Below are 17,823 nucleotides of genomic sequence, written 5' to 3' on the forward strand. Positions count from 1 at the left end.
TCAGTCCGCGGTTAACTTTGGGGTGAACAAAAGGCTAGCTGGCTGCGATAGCGCTCAGCTTGATTAGCCACGTTTTTAGCGACTTTTAATAACCACGGTTTAGCCAAGTATGATTTTTTTGCAAATCCACCATTGCCCTCGTGGTAGGCTAAATAGAGATTGTAGGCATCGCTAGGTCGTATTTTATTAAGGCGCACAGAGCGGCTGTTGTACCAACCTACGAAGTCAATTGCGTCATTAAAATTAGTGCGTTGAGCCTCACTATAGCCGGTCAGTTGTTGGTATAAAGCCCATGTGCCATTGATGGCTTGAGGGTATCCGTAAGCACTCGAAAGATGGTGACCAGGGAAGATCCCCAAAAGTTTTTTACGAGGTGGTCTTGCAGTCGCTTTAAAGCCTGATTCATGGCGGATGAAGGCCATATTAATGGCTTGGTCTATGTGCCATTTTTTTTGTGCAGCATTAGCGCTGATTTGCCAGTTTGGAAACTGAGAAAAAATACTACACAGATTATCTGGTGTGCGGGGTTTATTACCACTACCCATGCTGCTGCATGCACTCACAAGTAGCATGAGTAGACCCAATAAAAAGGCTTTAGAGTAGGTCACTGCGTCGTGCCCAGCAAAGTTGCATGAGTCTTACTTGATCTTCGGCCTGTAGCATATCTAATCCAGTTTCATGGCCTAAATCTTGTAATTCATCGCGCCAGTCAATACCTAAAAGCTCACTAATATCTTGCTGACTGGTCGATATCTCAAAGGCTAGCTCAATATCGAGGGCATCGACTAGGTGCACTAAACCTGTGGCTGGAGAAAAGTCAGCATGACCTACCACATGACTCGCATCTAGGTCATCGTTCATCTCTAACAAAACATCTTTCACAGAGTGCCCTAGAGCAGTGATGGTTTCATCACTGATATGATCGCTAAAACACAGGTGAGGTGGCCAGCTATCATCAGCCAAGATGAGACTCGATTTTATACTGCCATCGGGCAAGGTCCACGCCGCTGCTATAGGGTAGTAGGGAGGCTCTGGGCAGGTTTCGACAGCGATAAACAACGCGAGGCTTAAATCGATCATGGTGAGTAAGGTTACTATAAAAACTAAATTGAGTTAAATGATGGCGTATGCGCTGAGTTAAGGCAAGTTAAGTTTGTTAAAAGGTGCTTAATAAATAAAGGCATTATTGATGAACTTTTGATCTTATTAAGTAGAGCATTACACACGAGTAGAAAAGATCAGTAATGAGCACTAAAAATGCTTTAATAGGCAAGCTTATCGGCTTAAGTGGTCTGATCTGTGCCTTAGTTTTTTTGTTTTGTGCTTCAAGACGTAAGGTACTTTGACCACCTTAAGCCAAAGTAGTATTTCAATTCATACTTCAACTTGATATAAATGGTAGCCTAATACAAATACAACCCATTATTAGGAAATCCTTAGATGAGTGATGTGAATATTTACCCAGCAGATGCATCAATTGCTGAGACCTCTGGTTTGAATTTAAAAAAGCGCGCAGCTATGTATCAGCAGTCTGTTGCAGATCCAGAAGAATTTTGGCGTCAGCAAGGTAATCGTATTGACTGGATTAAAGCGCCTACTCAAATTAAGAATACCCGCTATACTCCTAATGATGTCTCTATTCAATGGTATGCAGATGGTCAATTAAATGTTGCGGCTAACTGTTTAGATCGTCATCTGGCGCAACATGGGGAAGAAATAGCGATTATTTGGGAGGGTGATGATCCAAGTCAATCACGCCATATCAGTTATCGAGAGTTACATCATGAAGTTTGTCAGTTTAGTAATGCCTTATTGGCCAAAGGTGCAAAAAAGGGTGATGTAATCACCTTATATATGCCAATGATCCCAGAAGCTGCGGTAGCGATGTTAGCCTGTGCTCGAATTGGTGCTGTGCATTCGGTGATTTTTGGTGGCTTCTCTCCAGATGCGATTGCAGGCCGTGTTCAAGGGGCTAAAAGCAATATAGTCATTACGGCTGATGAAGGCTTGCGTGGAGGTAAAAAGGTTAGTCTTAAAGCTAATGTTGATGCTGGATTAGCTAACGTGGATTGTGTTGATACTGTGATTGTTGTCAAACGCACAGGGTCTGATATTAATTGGTTGCAAGGTCGAGACTGTTGGTATGGTGATATTGTCGCTGCAGCTGATACACACCACGAAGCCCAAGCGATGGGTGCAGAAGACCCATTATTTATTCTTTATACTTCTGGCTCCACAGGTCAACCAAAAGGCTTAGAACACTCCAGTGCAGGCTATTTAGTCTGGAGTGCTATGACCCATGAAATGGTCTTTGATTATAAGCCTGGTGATATTTATTGGTGTACGGCAGATGTTGGATGGATCACTGGTCATAGTTATGTTGTTTATGGTCCGCTGGCTAATCGTGCCACTACCCTAATGTTTGAGGGTGTACCTAACTACCCAACCAATGCACGTTTTGGTCAAGTCATAGAAAAACATAAGGTTAATCAATTCTATACGGCGCCCACTGCGATCCGAGCCTTGATGCAACATGGTGATGATGTTTTAGCAGACTCTGATGTGTCCAGTATCCAAGTATTAGGCAGTGTTGGTGAACCTATAAACCCACAAGCATGGCTCTGGTATAGGCGAATCTTTAGCTCGGGTGATGTGCCGGTGGTGGACACTTGGTTTCAAACAGAAACAGGTGGTCATATGATTACGCCTTTGCCAGGGGCGGTAGATACTAAGCCAGGTTCAGCAACCTTGCCATTTTTTGGTGTACAACCCGCCATAGTCGATAATGAGGGCAGGGTATTAGAGGGTGTAGCAGAAGGTAACTTAGTCATTAAAGACAGCTGGCCTGGTCAAGCACGATCTATCTGGGGTAACCATCAGCGTTTTCAAGAAACTTATTTTGCGACCTTTGACAACTACTATTTTACGGGCGACGGTGCAAGACGCGATGAAGACGGTTACTACTGGATCACAGGGCGGGTAGACGATGTGTTAAATGTCTCTGGTCATCGCATGGGTACGGCTGAGATTGAAAGCGCCTTGGTTGCTCACTCAACAGTGTGTGAAGCAGCGGTGGTGGGTTATCCTCATGAAATTAAGGGCCAAGGCATCTACTGTTACGTCACTTTGCAAGACGGTGTTGTTGATAGTGCTGAACTTTTGCAGGAATTAAGACAGTGGGTTCGGACTGAAATAGGTCCTATTGCATCACCTGATTTAATTCAATTTGCGCCTAATTTGCCAAAAACTCGCTCTGGAAAAATTATGCGTCGTATTCTGCGTAAAATTGCTGCCAACGACTTTAGTGAGTTGGGAGACACGTCTACTCTATCAGACCCAAGTGTGGTCACTGAACTCATTGAGAAGCGCTGTAACAAATAACTTAATTGATTTTTTATATGTTTTAGGAGCAGCGTTTATGTCTAATAACTACACCATTATCGTAGCCGACGACCACCCGCTGTTTCGAGCGGCATTGACTCAGGCCATCGGGACTCAAATTGAGGATGCTGATGTGTTAGAAGCAGAACACCTGCAGCACCTCGAACGCCAAATGAGTAACGAAATAGACTTAGTTATGCTAGATTTACACATGCCAGGTGCCAATGGTTTTTCTGGACTCATCTACCTGCGTACGCACTACCCAAGTGTGCCCGTCGTTGTAGTTTCGGGTAACGAACAGGCGAGTGTCATCCACCGCGCTATGCATTTTGGAGCGGTGGGTTTTATTCCTAAGTCTTCTTCGATGGTGGATATCATAGATGCTGTTGGGGTGGTCCTGAATGGGGGCCAATGGGTACCCGCAGACTTGCCAGTTGCAGACCTTCAAATGGATGCTCAAGACAGTCAATTTGCTGACCAGTTATCTAGCTTAACTCCCCAGCAGTTTAAGGTCATGGTGATGTTAACGGAAGGTCTGCTTAATAAACAAATAGCCTATGAACTGAGTGTGTCAGAAGCGACGGTGAAAGCTCATGTCACCGCCATCTTGCGAAAGCTGGGTGTCTATAGTCGAACTCAAGCCGTCATTATGGCGGGTCGATTACGCATAGAGCACCCTCAAGATGAAGCAGTCAAATAAGCACTTATTTCAGACGGCTTAAGGTGGCCCTCAGTGCTGCCGGTTTGAGGGGTTTATTGAGTAGTAAAGCATCTTCAAGCGTGACTACTTTAGCCACTTCTTCGGTGCGATCTGCGGTAATACATATGGCAGGTATTTGGTGCTGGTAAACTTGCCTTATCCTTGTAATAGCGGTGATTCCTGTCTCACCTTGGTCTAAGTGATAATCTGCCAGTATAACGCTTGGTTGTAGGTCGGCATATGCTAGATATTCCAGCGATTGAGAAATATTCAGCGCCGTGATTACCTTGCACCCCCAGCCTTCCAGTAGTTGCTTCATACCCAGTAGAATAGAGGCCTCGTTATCGATGCACAACACCGTCATGTTAGCGAGATTGCCACCACCACTATAGTAACTGTCTGTCGTGGCTTTAGTGATGATTTTTGTGCTATCACCGGCAGGTACCCTCACACCAAACAAACTGCCTTTGCCCTGCCAAGATTTAACGGTCAAGGGATGACCTAGTAACTTGGCAGTTCGGTCTGCGATCGCTAATCCTAAACCAAGCCCCCTAATGTCTTGTGTTTCTGGGTGATCAAGACGTTTAAATTCATCAAATACTTCATCAAGCTTTTGTGGGGCAATACCGACGCCTGTATCCCAGACTTGAATTTCAAGACTGTCCTGTTTGACTCTGCAACCCAATAGGACCCTCCCAGAGGGTGTATAACGCATGGCATTGGTTAAAAAGTTTTGTACGATGCGCCGTAGATGTTGTTCATCGCTGTAAATCGTTGCGTGACATGGGACATAGTTAAACTCAATGCCTTTTTGGTGGCATAAGAGAGTTAATTCTGCCGCCAATTTTTGTAACATTTGATCCGTTGGGAAATGACTCAGCTTTGGTGAAATGGTACCTGCGTCTAAGGTAGATATTTCCACTAAGGTACTGATGAGTTCTTCAGCTGCAACCAGAGAATCATCAAGATGGTGCAGGGTGTTTGCCAGCTCACCCTGAGGGTGCTGCTGTGATAAGGATGATGAAAATAATCGAGCTGCATTAAGAGGTTGCATTAAATCATGACTTGCGGCCGCTAAAAATCGTGTCTTACTCTGGTTAGCTTGGTCGGCCCCAATTTTGGCACGGCTTAATAGGTCGTTGGCAACTACGAGGGCATTGGTTCGATCTTCTACTCGCTCTTCGAGGGTTTCATTGGTTTCTTTTAACGCGGCTTCAATGCGTTTATGGTTAGTAATGTCCATGTAAGTGTTTACATATCCACCCCCGAGCATGGCATTACCACGCACCTCAAATACGGCACCATCGGCTCGATAGCGCAGGTGGGTGTTGGTAATGCCTTGCTGTAAGGTACTTAGGCGGTGCTCAATTTGTTGTTCAATTGCACCGGGGCCGTAGTCCCCGTTCAAGGCATTGTGGCGGATGACATCTACAATCGGTCTGCCGATAGTGATCAGTCCTTCAGGGAATTGGAACATGGCCTGATAACGCTGGTTCCAAACCACCAGGCGCATGTCTTTATCGACAACGCTGATGCCTTGGTCAATGTGTTCTATGGTCGATTGGAGCATGGAGCGGTTAAATTTATAAAGTGCTGAAGCCTCATCGGCGATTGACACTACGTCACCGAGGTGCATTTCAGTACCCTGTAGACTAGAAGCAACAATAATACGTGCTGACGACGCCCCAATAACTCCCGCTAAAAGACGCTCAGCATAACTAGCAATTGTTTGGTCAATGGGGTCATTTGGGTTAAGTTGTCGATTTTGGTTGTGAGAGAAGTCTTGAAAAGCTTCATAGGTTCGATTGGATCCCAAAAATCGTTCACAGAGTATTTGTAGGTCGCTAAAGCGTGTATTTTCAAATTGGGTATCAGCGCTGACGATAGAATAACTTAACCTTAAGTCAACAAAGTGGTCAGCCTGAATGCGATCTTGTAGGCGAACTTGGGTCAATCGAGATACCCACACAAAGGCTAAAATATTCAAGCTTAAGGATAATAAAGTGGCATGGGTGATAGGGTCGAAGCCACTCAGGCCAAACATTGATGTGGGTCTAAGCCAGCTTAAACCAAATAACCCCTGCTCTACCAAGCTTAAAGTATCAAACCCTAGCCCGCTGAGATTCGGAACCAACAGAGTGTATAGCCAGATAGTGAAGCCAGTACCCAGTCCAGCTAATGCTCCATACCGATTGCCCTGACGCCAGAATACCGCTCCAATTAATGCTGGGGCGAATTGGGCCACTGCAACAAAGGCGGTTAGACCCAATGAAACTAGGCTTTTACCATCACCAATGAGTAAAAAATAACCGTAGGCAGCTAATAATATAGCCACAATGACTACCCGCCGAACCCTTAGTAATAAGCGCCCAATATTTTTGTCCTCAGATGCTTGTAAGGGTGATAAGTGGAAAATAACAGGCATGATTATATCGTTGCAAATCATAGTGCTGATAGACACTGTAGCAACAATAACCATACCTGTGGCAGCAGATAGCCCACCAATGTAAGCTAAGGTCGCTAAGCTGTGTGCCCCCTGACTAAGAGGAATCATTAACACGTAGGTATCTGTAGCAATGCCTTGGCCATTGAAAAGAAAATTTCCAGCAGCAGCAATTGGCAGCATGAAAATACAGAAAATGACAAGGTAAAGTGGAAATAACCAGCGCGCTGTGTGCAAGTCATTTGGGTTGGTATTTTCGACAATGCCGACTTGGAATTGTCGTGGTAGGCAGAGCATGGCTAGCAAAGCCAGCAAGGTTTCTGTTAAGAAACTAATCTTGAGTGGGTTAAAGTCGTCCAGTTGTTGTTTTAGTCCACTTTGGTTGATGTGGTGGCTTAAGTCTCCAATGCCATCAAACAAGCTAAAGGTCACAAATACGCCCACGGCTACAAATGCAACAAGCTTAACGATAGATTCAAAGGCAATGGCCAACACCATCCCTCGATGATGTTCACTGGTATCTATTTGGCGGGTGCCAAATAAAATGGCAAAAGCTGCCATTAATATTGCAATGACCAGGGCCGTATTACTAGATCCAAAATCTGAGCTACCACTACCTGACACCATAATAGTAAAACTTTGCGCTACAGCTTTGAGCTGCAATGCTATATAGGGCAGTATGCCCAGGGTGGCCATGACTGTGATCACGATCGCTAAGCTACGACTTTTGCCGTATCGAGACGCTATAAAATCGGCAATGGTGGTAAGGTTTTCTTGTTTAGCAATGAGTATGATTTTATAAACTAAGCCCCACCCAAAAATAAAAAGCATAATAGGGCCAAGATAGATAGAAAGGAATTCCCAACCTTGGGTAGCCCGTGAAACAGACCCATAAAAAGTCCATGAGGTGCAATAAACTGCTAAAGATAAACTATAAATGACGGGTTGGCTGAGTAATTTCGAGCCTTTTTGACGACGATTATCACCATAGTAGGCAATGCCAAATAATAAACCAACGTAGGCTAAAGAAATGAATAGAATAACCCAAATATCAAGCATGATATGCCTTTAATGTAAAACTAGGGACAGTAGAACTAGGGTGAAACCACCACGCCTATTTATAACATGGTAGCCGGTTTTATGCCTTAAAACTGATTTTTATGAAAACATAATAAAATCATATACCTAAGAATAATTCTTTAGGTCGCTATACTAAAGTCTAACAACTGTGTGGCGAATCCAATGGACCGTAATGGGTGGCACTTTTAGACTTTAGTCGACATTTTCGTTGCCCTAAATGTCGCAGATAGGTATGATTGTGCACCCATAAAATAATAATAAAAAAGCATATTATGAATCCAGATACAAATACGGCAGCGCAGTATTGGCGTCGCAATTTACAAATAATTTTCTCCTACCTAGCGGTTTGGTTTGTGGTTTCCTTTGGTTGTGGCATTGTCTTTGTCGATGAGCTTAATCAATTCAACTTGTTTGGTTTTAAACTGGGTTACTGGTTTGCTAATCAAGGCAGTATTTTTGTATTTTCTGCCTTAACCATTGCCTATGCAGTGCGCATGAGCCACCTTGATAATGAGTTTGATGTGCACGAATAAGTCCGTGTAATGCCTGTTTTCAGTCACTTGATTATTAACAATAGGAATTCAACATGAGCCTAGAAGCGCTCACTTATACTTTTGTCGTCGGATCGTTTGTTATTTATATCGCTATTGCTTTTTGGAGCAGAGCGTCAAGTACACAAGAATTCTATGTTGCTGGGGGTGGAGTCACACCTTTAGCCAATGGCATGGCCACGGCTGCGGATTGGATGTCAGCCGCGTCATTTATTTCTTTAGCAGGAATTGTCTCTTTTGCTGGCTATGACGCTAGTGGTTATATTATGGGTTGGACGGGTGGCTATGTTCTGTTGGCGCTTTTGTTGGCCCCTTATTTGCGTAAATTTGGTAAATTCACTATTCCTGATTTTGTAGGTGATCGTTATTACTCAGGAGTTGCAAGAGTGGTGGCCGTGATTTGTGTGATGTTTATCTCTTTTACATACATCTCCGGGCAAATGCGGGGTACGGGTATCGTATTCTCGCGCTTCTTGCAGGTAGAAATTGATACGGGCATCATGATCGGCATGGCAGTCGTGTTTGTGTATGCCGTGTTAGGGGGTATGAAAGGTATAACTTATACCCAAGTGGCTCAGTATTGTGTCATGATTTTTGCCTTTACAGTGCCTGCACTGTTTTTAACCTTTTCAATGACTGGACATTTATTGCCTCAAACTGGACTGGGTGCGACTTTAAATAATGGCATGTCAGTTTTAGACCACCTTGATGGTTTAGTTACAGAATTGGGGTTTGCAAGCTTTACCGAAGGAAGTAAAAGTAAAGTTGATATGTTTTTTATCACCGCTGCATTGATGTTCGGCACGGCGGGATTACCCCACGTGATCGTGCGCTTTTTTACTGTTCCTAGGGTCAGAGATGCGCGTATATCGGCCGCTTGGGCGCTTGTTTTTATTGCCATTCTTTACTCGTCCATACCTGCCGTAGCCGCTTTTGGTCGAATCAATCTGATCGAAACTGTAAATGGTGCTGATAACTTAGGCACGCCCTACGAAGAAATGCCCCAGTGGTTTAAAAAATGGGAAAATGCAGGTTTAATTGCTTGGTATGATCATAATGCCGACGGTCGGACCCAGTATGCTGCGGGAGATGCCTTTACGGGACGTCAACATAAACCTATTTATTGGGGCGCTGCAGAAGACAAAGTGGCGCGCAATTTTCATTTTAATCAAAGACACGTGGTGAATCCAAGTTCCGGCGAATTTGACCCAAACGTCCAACCCTTTGCTAATGAAATTTATGTTGATCCAGACATTATGGTGCTGGCCAATCCAGAAATAGCTGAACTACCAGACTGGGTTATAGCCCTCATCGCAGCGGGGGCCATGGCGGCAGCCTTGTCCACAGCTGCTGGATTGCTGCTAGTAATAGCAACGTCTGTGTCTCACGACTTATTGAAAAAAACCATTAGGCCTCAAATTACTGACAAACAAGAACTTCTGGCAGCGCGCTTAGCTGCCATGGTGGCAGTGCTAGTTGCTGGTTATTTGGGAATGCATCCACCTGATTATGTGGCTGCCGTGGTGGCTTTGGCATTTGGCTTAGCTTGCGCTTCGTTCTTTCCAGCCATTATTATGGGGATCTTTTATCAGAGGATGAATAAATACGGGGCCATAAGTGGTATGTTAGTGGGCCTGATCTCCACCATAAGTTATATCGTATACTTTAAGTTTTTGGGTGGTGAGCCGGAACATTGGCTAATGGGTATTTCACCAGAAGGGTTTGGTGCTTTAGGAATGGTGTTGAACTTTATTGTGGCCTATTTAGTGGCGCACTTAACACCAGAACCGCCCAAACATATTCAACAAATTGTGCAAAATATTCGTGTGCCGCGCAATAGTGGCTCTGCATATTATTGATCAATGGAGTGGTTTTTATAGGTGTTTTATGATAAATCATGCACGCTAGTAACGCTTTTAATGCGGATGTCTTGCCGTTTAATTTGCTAGACGAGGACGAGTACAGCCTATTGCAAGATAATCTTGATATAGCGTATTACCAAGCTAGTGAAGTGATTATTAGCACGGGTGATGTGCCTGAAGGGTTGTACATTATTCTCAAAGGCTGCGTCAGCGAATTAGATGTTAAAAATGCAGACCAGCGCCGTGGGCACACGTTTGTGCACTATACTAATGATGACTATTTCGGAGCTTGGTCGGCCCTGCGTGGCTCTGCAATTCATGATTTCATTGCCGATGAAGAAACTATTTGTTACATCCTTCCTACAAAAATATTGTTGGACCTTATTTTTCGTAATCCTCACTTTGGTGATTTTTTCAACAAAAATCTGTCACTAAAAAACGAGTTGTTAGAACAAAAAAATGATTCACTAAATATGACCGAGTTTATGCTTGCACGCATAGACAGTTCCTGTATGCGAGATGCTTCATTATTGCCCCATGGTTCGAGTTTAGAAGATGCCACTCGTTTTATGAATGAGCAGCAAGTTGATTGTGCGCTAGTGCAGCGTGGCAAGCGATATGGCATGGTGACTGGGACAGACTTATTAAACGCAATTGTGTTGGACAAACTTCCTGTTACCACCGATGTGCAAGCCATCGCAAACTATCGATTGATTACGGTCGAATCTGGAGATTACCTTTTTAATGCACTTATTTTGATGACATTGCACCAAATTGACCGAGTGGTGGTAATGCAAAGTTCTGAATTGCATGGCATTATTGATTTAGCAGACACTTTAAGTTATTTTTCTAGTCATTCGCATGTGGTGGGATTGCGGATCGAACGCGCGACAAGTATTGACGAACTTAAGGCAGCAGCGGGGGATATGGGCAACTTAATTCGTTCACTTTATGCCCAAGGCGTTAAAGTTCGCTTCGCCATGGATTTACTGGCCGCCCTTAACCAACGTTTGATGGCGAAGTTATTTAATCTTGTCGTTCCTGAAAGTGTGCTGCCCCATGTGTGTTTAGTGATGATGGGCAGTGAAGGCCGAGGTGAACAGATTGTTAGAATTGACCAAGACAATGGCCTGATTATACGTGACAGCCTAGATTGGCCTGAATGCCAACAAACCATGGAGTATTATACTCAAACCCTAGTAGATCTGGGTTATCCAAGGTGCCCTGGACAGGTTATGGTGAATAATCCATTTTGGGTGCAACCCTTGAGTGAATGGACTCAGCGCATGCGTGATTGGGTTGCTAAGGCTGACAGTGACAGTTTACTTAATTTAGCTATATCAATAGATGCACATGCAGTGGCTGGTAATAAAGCCTTATTTAAGACCAGTCGCAACTGGTTATTAAGGGAATTACAGCAACAACAACGATTTTTAACATCTTTTGCGGAAGTGGCCCTAGTGTTTGAAACACCTTTGAACTTTATGGGTGGAATTAGAGATAGAGCGGCGGGAATTGATGTTAAAAAGGGTGGTATTTTCCCCATAGTCCACGGAGTGAGAGTTTTAGCAATGCAATATCAGGTCGCCGAAACTAATACTTACAAACGTATTGAAAGCTTAATTAAACTGGGTGTATTGCCCCCACGTTTAGCTAGCGAGTTGATGGAGTCTTTTTCAATATTGCAATGGTTCCGTTTGGCCCACCATTTGCAACAACAAGAGCAAGATTGCACGCCTGAAGAATTGAATAACGATATCAATTTAGAGTCCTTGGATCGTTTAGAAAAAGATTTGTTGAGGCAGTCACTTCAAGTCGTTAAAGATTTTAAGAAACACCTATCTTTGAGGTATCGTCTAGGTTGACAGTTATGATGATTAAGCGACGGTTACGCCGTGTTAAAGATGTTTGGAAGGTGCGTCAACTCAAGAGTGGTTGGGAGCATCTATTTCAGCACTACTATGGCAAAGAACTGGTATCTTTGGATATTGAGACCACGAGCTTAGATGTTTCTAAAGCACAGATATTGTCCATCGGAGCGGTGGTGATTAAAGGCAACCGTGTTTTGAGTAGTGAAAAATTGTCCCTAACCTTGTCTCCACCCAAAGACTTACCAAAAGACTCTGTAAAAATTCACAAGCTGCGCCGTATCGACCTCAATGAAGGTTTGCCTGTAGCCGAAGCGATAGAAAAACTGCTTAAATTTATAGGTAATCGCCCGATTGTAGGGTATAACATAGCCTATGATTTAGCTGTTTTAGATCGATATGTAAGACCCCTATTTGACTTCGGTATGCCTAATCGATGTGTTGATGTGATGGACTTGTATCGAAAGAAAAAGCAACTTTCTGGTAGTGTAGATTGCCAGATTAACTTATCTTTCGAAGCTATCGCTAAAGGTTTAGACGTACCTGTCCTAGGCCGGCATACGGCCCTTGGGGATGCGATTACTACGGCTATCATTTTTGTGCGCTTAAATTCTTCGGTCGGCCTGGTTAAATAATGTTGAATGGACCTTGTGGAGAGGCTATTTAAATCCGCTTAGCTTTCACTTACACTGGGTATAAGACAGGTATAAGACCAGTATTACTGATCAGCCCAAGTATAGTTTAATTTGGGTTAATTTGGTTTGATAGATTAATCAGTGAAGGGGCATGTTATGGCTAGCAGTGCGACCATACAGTTGGATGCTGAATTAACCATCGCGCAAGTAGAAGTTTGGCTCAAGCGTTTGCTAACTGAGACACCAGCGGATAATGAGATGATGATAGATGCATCTGATTTAGTGAGAGTTGATGCGGCAGGTCTACAGCTACTATTAGCATTTAAAAAGAGTTGTGCTGCAAAAAATGTGGCAGTCGCCTTATTTAATGTTCCCAAAAATATCCAAGAACTCATTAGAGTGTCAGGCCTAACTCAGGAACTGGGTTAAATGATCTAAATTAGAGTCTTTGATTACATAGCAAGGGCATGATAAGTTTTGTAACATGGAATAAAAATTACTTTATCTTTTAGTGGAGTTATATTGATGACGAAAATACTGGCAGTAGACGATTCTGCGTCAATGCGCCAGATGGTGGTGTTTACCCTACAAAGTGTTGGTTATGAAGTTGTGGAGGCTGCTGATGGACAGCAGGCGCTTGATATTGCTGAGGGTACAACCTTTGATCTGGTCTTAAGTGACGTCAATATGCCTGTGATGGATGGAATCCAGTTAGTAAAGCAACTGCGTCAGCTAGAAGCTTATAAGTACACTCCCATTCTGATGTTAACCACAGAAACATCAGGGGATAAGAAAATGGCTGGAAAAGGAGCTGGAGCCACGGGCTGGGTGGTCAAACCATTTAATCCTGATAAGCTACTAGCAACGATTAAAAAAGTCATAGGTTAAGTGTTTTTAGAGTTCAAACGTCAGGCTAGGGTGTGTAATTTCAGCGCCAACAACAAGTCAGTAAAAGGGTTATGACATGAGTATTGATCTGAGCCAATTCCATGCAGTGTTCTTTGAGGAAAGTTTTGAAGGCCTTGAATTGATGGAAGCTGCCCTGCTTGATTTAGACATAGATAACCCCGACAGTGAACAAATTAATGCTATTTTCCGGGCTGCCCATTCAATTAAAGGTGGCAGTGGGACCTTTGGATTTGTCCAGGTTTCTGAATTTACTCATATTTTAGAAACTTTATTAGACAAAGTCCGTGATGGTGGCCATGCGATAAACGCAGATGGCATTGAGCTTTTTTTGCAATCAGTTGATTGTTTAAGGGGTCTACTTGAGGCTTTGCAAGCTGAACAAGAACCAGATTTGCAGCGTGCTAATCAATTGGCTACGGTCTTTCAAGCTGTGTTGGATGGTGCAACTTACGCTGATAGCTCGAGTCAAGTAAACGCCAATCCACCTCAAGACAATGAGATTAACGAGGTTCTTGGGCCTGGACTGCCCGCCACCCCAGAGGCAGAAAACCTTGGAACTGTGCGCCAACAAATTGGCTTTACGATAGACTTTAAACCTGACACAGACATGCTTAAAGGTGGTAATGACCCAGTGCGCATGTTGCGTGAGTTAGCTACGTTAGGGGAAATAAAAACGACCTTAGATGCTAGTGAGCTTCCACCATTAGAGTCTTTGGTAGTGGATAATTGTTATGTGTCTTGGCATATAGAACTCATTACAAGCTGCAAAATTGATGATGTTGAAGAAGTGTTTGAGTGGGTGGAGGATGAATGTGAGTTGTCCATTACACCGATTATGGCCGATGCACCCAACGTTGGTAATAATCAGTCTGAAGATGCACAATCCAACTCTAATGCACAAGCTGCTGACACCACGGGCCAGCGTTTGGTGATGCCTTCTGGACCGCTGCCGAGTCTGGATGAATTGCAACTGCCCAGTCCTGCAGTGCCAAAATCTTCTGAGGCTGCGCATCCAATCGAGTCACCAGTCCAAGAAGCAATCAAAACCCCTGTTGAAGCAAAGCCTGCTAAAGCGAAGCCTGCTAAAGTAGAATCGAGTTCGATACGGGTTGGAATTGATAAAGTGGATAGCCTCATTAATCTCGTTGGAGAATTAGTAATTACTCAGTCAATGCTAGGCCAGATGGGTTCTGCAAGTGATAGTATTGATGAAGAAAATATTGGTCATTTACGTGAAGGCTTGGTGCAGTTAGAACAAAATACACGAGAGTTACAAGACAGTGTAATGCGTATCAGGATGTTACCTATTAGCTTTACCTTTAATCGTTTACCCCGCATGGTGAGAGACATCAGCCTTCAGTTAGGTAAACAAGTCCAGCTAGAGTTAAGTGGTGAAAATACAGAACTTGATAAAACGGTGATGGAAAAAATAAGTGATCCAATGGTGCATTTAATACGCAATGCTTTGGATCATGGTATTGAGATGCCAGAAGTACGTAAAGCTGCAGGTAAGCCAGAACTGGGTACCATTGCCCTAAACGCCTTTCATCAAGGGGGCAGTATTGTTATTGAAATGACAGATGATGGCGGTGGTATTGACACAGAGCGCCTTCTGGCTAAGGCTCGAGGCAATGGGCTGATAGGTGAATCAGAGCTATTAACCCAAGACCAGAAGTTAGAACTTCTGTTTGCACCTGGACTTTCAACTTCCGAGCAAGTGAGTGATTTATCAGGCCGTGGTGTAGGTATGGACGTGGTACGGCGCAATATTCAGGAACTCAATGGTTCAGTGGAAGTGTCAACAGAAATAGGCAAGGGGAGTACGTTTCGTATTCGTTTACCCTTGACCTTGGCTATCTTAGATGGCCAGTTAGTCACAGTTGCTGACCAGACTTATATATTTCCGCTTGTGTCTATTAGTGAATCTTTGCAGATTGATGGGGCTAAGGTGAATAATTTGGCTGGCGGCAGTGACGTTTATAGTTTGCGGGAAGAGTATATCCCCATTCTTCGTTTAGATCGATTGTTTGGCTTGCGTCAGGGTGAAGCTGTTTTGGATGGTAGTTTGCTGGTGGTCATTGAATCTGAAGGTCAAAAAATTGGTGTTGTGGTCGATGAATTACTGGCACAGCAACAAGTAGTTATTAAAAGTTTGGAAGATAATTACATACGTGTTCTTGGTGTTTCAGGAGCCACTATTTTGGGCGATGGTAATGTGGCAATGATCATAGATGCCGTGGGTTTGTCGAGCCTAGCAGGTAAAGATATTGCAGCTGCAAAAAAACTGACAGACGCAGCGGCTTAGGAGAAGGTCAATGAGTTCTGCCGAACAACAAGACGCAAAAAATGGATTACAACAAACCCTTGCTAACGGAAATCAGCCAAGTGCACAAGATTTTGCAGATCAGCAGCAATACCTTACCTTTTTAATGCAAGACGAAGAGTATGGTATCGATATCCTTAATGTGCAGGAAATCCGTGGTTGGGGCAATGTCTCGCCTATTCCCAACGCTCCTAATTACGTCAGTGGGGTCATAAACCTGCGAGGTGCCATAGTGCCTGTGATTGACTTGCGGATGCTGTTTCATCTATCAGATTCTAATTATGATGAAAATACAGTAGTGATTGTACTGAAAGTCAGCACTGAAAAAGTTAATCGCATTATGGGTATCGTAGTTGACGCTGTTTCAGATGTGTTTTCCTTACTACCCGCTGACAAACAACCCCCACCGAGTGTCAATCGAAATTTTAGCCATGACTTTATCGAGGGCTTGACTGAAGTGAAGGGAAAAATGGTCATTCTTTTAGACAGTGAGCGATTATTGCACTTGGAAAATAACCTTTAACTTTTCCATAAGTTAGGCCAACGAAGAAGATAAATGTGAAGCACCTGACTAAAGACACACCCCGAATAAGTGCGAATGCCCGTGAATTCGAAATGTCAAAAAAGAACTTCAATATGATTAGCGAAGTCATTTATAAACATTCGGGTATCGTATTAAAAGACATTAAAGAAGATATGGTTTATAGCCGACTTTCTAGGCGCATTCGTCAAACCCGATGCCAAGGATTCGATGATTACTTAAGCTTGGCTCTAAGGCGAGAGGGGTCTGAATTTGTTCACTTCATTAATGCGATTACTACTAATTTAACCTCTTTTTTCCGCGAATCTCATCATTTTGATTTCATTAAAAACACAGCCATACCTGAATGGATCTCTGACACCCAAAGAAAAAAACTAAGAATTTGGTCAGCAGGAAGTTCTACTGGAGAGGAAGCCTATTCCATTGCTATCACCCTAAGTGAAAACATACCCAAGCACTGGGATGTAAAAATATTGGCTACAGACATCGACACCAATGTCGTTGTGAAAGGTCAAACTGGGGTCTATGTAGAGGAGCGTTTAAGCAATCTGAGTTCGAAATTGGTGTCAAAACACTTTGACAAAGTGGCCATTGATGGTGCGACAAAGATGCAAGTTAGAAAAAGTTTACGGGATATTACTTTTTTTAAACCCCTTAATCTTTTGCAAGACTGGCCTATGACTGGACTTTTTGAAATGATTTTTTGTCGTAATGTAGTCATCTACTTTGACAAACCGACGCAAAAGATTTTATTTAATCGGTTTGCTGATCTGTTAGCTCCAGGTGGTTATTTAGTGATTGGTCACTCTGAAAGTATGTATAAATTATCAGATCGCTTTACCTCCATAGGCAATACAGTGTATCGGAAAGTGAAATGAACGATGGAGGTGGATCTCGAAAGCTGCCGCCTGTGTTGGAGGGCTTTGAGGGTATTAAGCGGTACTGGGACAATGCCATGTCAATCTCATCCGCCAAATTGATGCCGGGTGAAGTTTACGTTTCGGAAGCAGATGAAATGATCATGACTGTTTTGGGGTCCTGTGTTTCGGCCTGTATCCGCAACCCTAAAACTAAAGTTGGGGGTATGAACCATTTTATGCTACCTCAAAAGGGGGCAAGAGAATCCAACCTCACTCTAGATGGCACAGAATCCAGATATGGTAATTGGGCCATGGAATTACTCATCAATGAAGTTTTAAAGCACGGTGGCAATAAAAAAGATTTAGAAGTAAAGTTGTTTGGTGGTGGTAAAGTGCTGGACAACTTAACGGATGATATTGGCAAGCGAAACATTGACTTTGTATTTGATTTTTTGGATCAAGAGGGTATACCCATCGCTGCCAATGATGTGGGTGATCGGTTTCCTAGGAAACTGCTGTATTTCCCTCACACAGGCATTGTTAAAGTGCGCAAATTAAAAAGTACGAACCAAGCCACAGTTGTGCGTCGAGAAGCCGCCTACTTTCAGGATATTAAGAACTTTCCACGCGATGGTGACATTGATCTTTTTTAGCAGTTGGAGGTACCGTT

The 17,823-nt window shown here is 43.4% G+C and carries 15 protein-coding genes; 12 read left to right on the forward strand and 3 right to left on the reverse strand.

Translation table 11 applies throughout. The features are described 5' to 3' along the window. Positions 1 to 11: 11 nt before the first annotated feature. The gene (locus tag ABXT59_RS05210; RefSeq protein WP_443638146.1) at positions 12 to 608 is read right to left on the reverse strand and encodes a transglycosylase SLT domain-containing protein; all 597 of its coding nucleotides are present in this window, start codon (positions 606 to 608) and stop codon (positions 12 to 14) included. Continuing rightward, positions 595 to 1,080, reverse strand: coding sequence for a hypothetical protein (locus tag ABXT59_RS05215; RefSeq protein ID WP_443638147.1), 486 nt, complete (start codon positions 1,078 to 1,080; stop codon positions 595 to 597). Before ABXT59_RS05215 ends, ABXT59_RS05210 begins: the two co-directional genes overlap by 14 nt. A gap of 360 nt (positions 1,081 to 1,440) precedes the next feature. Here ABXT59_RS05215 and acs point away from each other — a divergent pair, with 360 nt between their 5' ends. Together acs and ABXT59_RS05225 are read left to right on the forward strand one after the other, a co-directional pair. Beyond that, a complete protein-coding gene (gene acs, locus ABXT59_RS05220) occupies positions 1,441 to 3,381 on the forward strand; it encodes an acetate--CoA ligase (RefSeq protein ID WP_443638148.1) in 1,941 nt (646 codons plus the stop codon). Positions 3,382 to 3,418: 37 nt separating this feature from the next. After that, on the forward strand, positions 3,419 to 4,081 hold the full coding sequence (locus ABXT59_RS05225) for a response regulator transcription factor (RefSeq protein WP_443638149.1): 663 nt from the start codon (positions 3,419 to 3,421) through the stop codon (positions 4,079 to 4,081). 4 nt (positions 4,082 to 4,085) lie between these two features. Here ABXT59_RS05225 and ABXT59_RS05230 read toward each other — a convergent pair whose 3' ends face one another. Continuing rightward, positions 4,086 to 7,583, reverse strand: coding sequence for a NahK/ErcS family hybrid sensor histidine kinase/response regulator (locus tag ABXT59_RS05230; RefSeq protein WP_443638150.1), 3,498 nt, complete (start codon positions 7,581 to 7,583; stop codon positions 4,086 to 4,088). Between the two features lie 293 nt (positions 7,584 to 7,876). On the opposite strand from ABXT59_RS05230, the gene ABXT59_RS05235 reads away from it, so the two are divergent. The 10 genes from ABXT59_RS05235 (at position 7,877) to cheD (ending at position 17,806) form a co-directional block, all read left to right on the forward strand. Beyond that, on the forward strand, positions 7,877 to 8,137 hold the full coding sequence (locus tag ABXT59_RS05235; protein ID WP_443638151.1) for a DUF4212 domain-containing protein: 261 nt from the start codon (positions 7,877 to 7,879) through the stop codon (positions 8,135 to 8,137). A gap of 53 nt (positions 8,138 to 8,190) precedes the next feature. Then, complete coding sequence (locus ABXT59_RS05240) at positions 8,191 to 10,014, forward strand: sodium:solute symporter family protein (RefSeq protein ID WP_443638152.1); 1,824 nt, start codon at positions 8,191 to 8,193, stop codon at positions 10,012 to 10,014. A gap of 38 nt (positions 10,015 to 10,052) precedes the next feature. Beyond that, positions 10,053 to 11,882 (forward strand): DUF294 nucleotidyltransferase-like domain-containing protein, encoded by a 1,830-nt coding sequence (locus tag ABXT59_RS05245; RefSeq protein ID WP_443638153.1) that lies wholly within the window; start codon positions 10,053 to 10,055, stop codon positions 11,880 to 11,882. Between the two features lie 5 nt (positions 11,883 to 11,887). Beyond that, positions 11,888 to 12,520, forward strand: a complete 633-nt coding sequence (locus ABXT59_RS05250; RefSeq protein ID WP_443638154.1) for a 3'-5' exonuclease — start codon at positions 11,888 to 11,890, stop codon at positions 12,518 to 12,520. A 156-nt stretch (positions 12,521 to 12,676) separates the two neighbouring features. Continuing rightward, positions 12,677 to 12,949 carry an STAS domain-containing protein gene (locus ABXT59_RS05255; RefSeq protein WP_443638155.1) on the forward strand — a complete coding sequence of 91 codons (273 nt, stop codon included), beginning with the start codon at positions 12,677 to 12,679 and terminating at the stop codon, positions 12,947 to 12,949. A gap of 96 nt (positions 12,950 to 13,045) precedes the next feature. Then, positions 13,046 to 13,408: a response regulator gene (locus tag ABXT59_RS05260; RefSeq protein ID WP_443638156.1), complete on the forward strand. Its 363-nt coding sequence runs from the start codon at positions 13,046 to 13,048 to the stop codon at positions 13,406 to 13,408. Positions 13,409 to 13,484: 76 nt separating this feature from the next. Continuing rightward, positions 13,485 to 15,734, forward strand: coding sequence for a chemotaxis protein CheA (locus ABXT59_RS05265; RefSeq protein WP_443638157.1), 2,250 nt, complete (start codon positions 13,485 to 13,487; stop codon positions 15,732 to 15,734). 10 nt (positions 15,735 to 15,744) lie between these two features. Then, the gene (locus tag ABXT59_RS05270; protein ID WP_443638158.1) at positions 15,745 to 16,275 is read left to right on the forward strand and encodes a chemotaxis protein CheW; all 531 of its coding nucleotides are present in this window, start codon (positions 15,745 to 15,747) and stop codon (positions 16,273 to 16,275) included. A 35-nt stretch (positions 16,276 to 16,310) separates the two neighbouring features. After that, positions 16,311 to 17,171, forward strand: coding sequence for a CheR family methyltransferase (locus ABXT59_RS05275; RefSeq protein WP_443638159.1), 861 nt, complete (start codon positions 16,311 to 16,313; stop codon positions 17,169 to 17,171). Continuing rightward, positions 17,168 to 17,806 carry a chemoreceptor glutamine deamidase CheD gene (gene cheD, locus ABXT59_RS05280; RefSeq protein ID WP_443638160.1) on the forward strand — a complete coding sequence of 213 codons (639 nt, stop codon included), beginning with the start codon at positions 17,168 to 17,170 and terminating at the stop codon, positions 17,804 to 17,806. The genes ABXT59_RS05275 and cheD overlap by 4 nt, the downstream gene beginning before the upstream one ends. Positions 17,807 to 17,823 lie beyond the last annotated feature (17 nt).

The organism is Candidatus Njordibacter sp. Uisw_058 (assembly GCF_047730065.1).
Lineage (GTDB): Bacteria > Pseudomonadota > Gammaproteobacteria > Pseudomonadales > Balneatricaceae > Njordibacter.

Bases quoted from the DNA above. Each gene is read 5' to 3' on its own strand.
- ABXT59_RS05225 (WP_443638149.1), top strand. From the start codon at position 3,419: ATGTCTAATAACTACACCATTATCGTAGCCGACGACCACCCGCTGTTT.
- cheD (WP_443638160.1), top strand. From the start codon at position 17,168: ATGAACGATGGAGGTGGATCTCGAAAGCTGCCGCCTGTGTTGGAGGGC.
- ABXT59_RS05230 (WP_443638150.1), bottom strand. From the start codon at position 7,583: ATGCTTGATATTTGGGTTATTCTATTCATTTCTTTAGCCTACGTTGGT.
- ABXT59_RS05255 (WP_443638155.1), top strand. From the start codon at position 12,677: ATGGCTAGCAGTGCGACCATACAGTTGGATGCTGAATTAACCATCGCG.
- ABXT59_RS05260 (WP_443638156.1), top strand. From the start codon at position 13,046: ATGACGAAAATACTGGCAGTAGACGATTCTGCGTCAATGCGCCAGATG.
- ABXT59_RS05235 (WP_443638151.1), top strand. From the start codon at position 7,877: ATGAATCCAGATACAAATACGGCAGCGCAGTATTGGCGTCGCAATTTA.
- ABXT59_RS05250 (WP_443638154.1), top strand. From the start codon at position 11,888: ATGATGATTAAGCGACGGTTACGCCGTGTTAAAGATGTTTGGAAGGTG.
- ABXT59_RS05240 (WP_443638152.1), top strand. From the start codon at position 8,191: ATGAGCCTAGAAGCGCTCACTTATACTTTTGTCGTCGGATCGTTTGTT.
- ABXT59_RS05265 (WP_443638157.1), top strand. From the start codon at position 13,485: ATGAGTATTGATCTGAGCCAATTCCATGCAGTGTTCTTTGAGGAAAGT.
- ABXT59_RS05245 (WP_443638153.1), top strand. From the start codon at position 10,053: ATGCACGCTAGTAACGCTTTTAATGCGGATGTCTTGCCGTTTAATTTG.
- ABXT59_RS05215 (WP_443638147.1), bottom strand. From the start codon at position 1,080: ATGATCGATTTAAGCCTCGCGTTGTTTATCGCTGTCGAAACCTGCCCA.
- acs (WP_443638148.1), top strand. From the start codon at position 1,441: ATGAGTGATGTGAATATTTACCCAGCAGATGCATCAATTGCTGAGACC.
- ABXT59_RS05270 (WP_443638158.1), top strand. From the start codon at position 15,745: ATGAGTTCTGCCGAACAACAAGACGCAAAAAATGGATTACAACAAACC.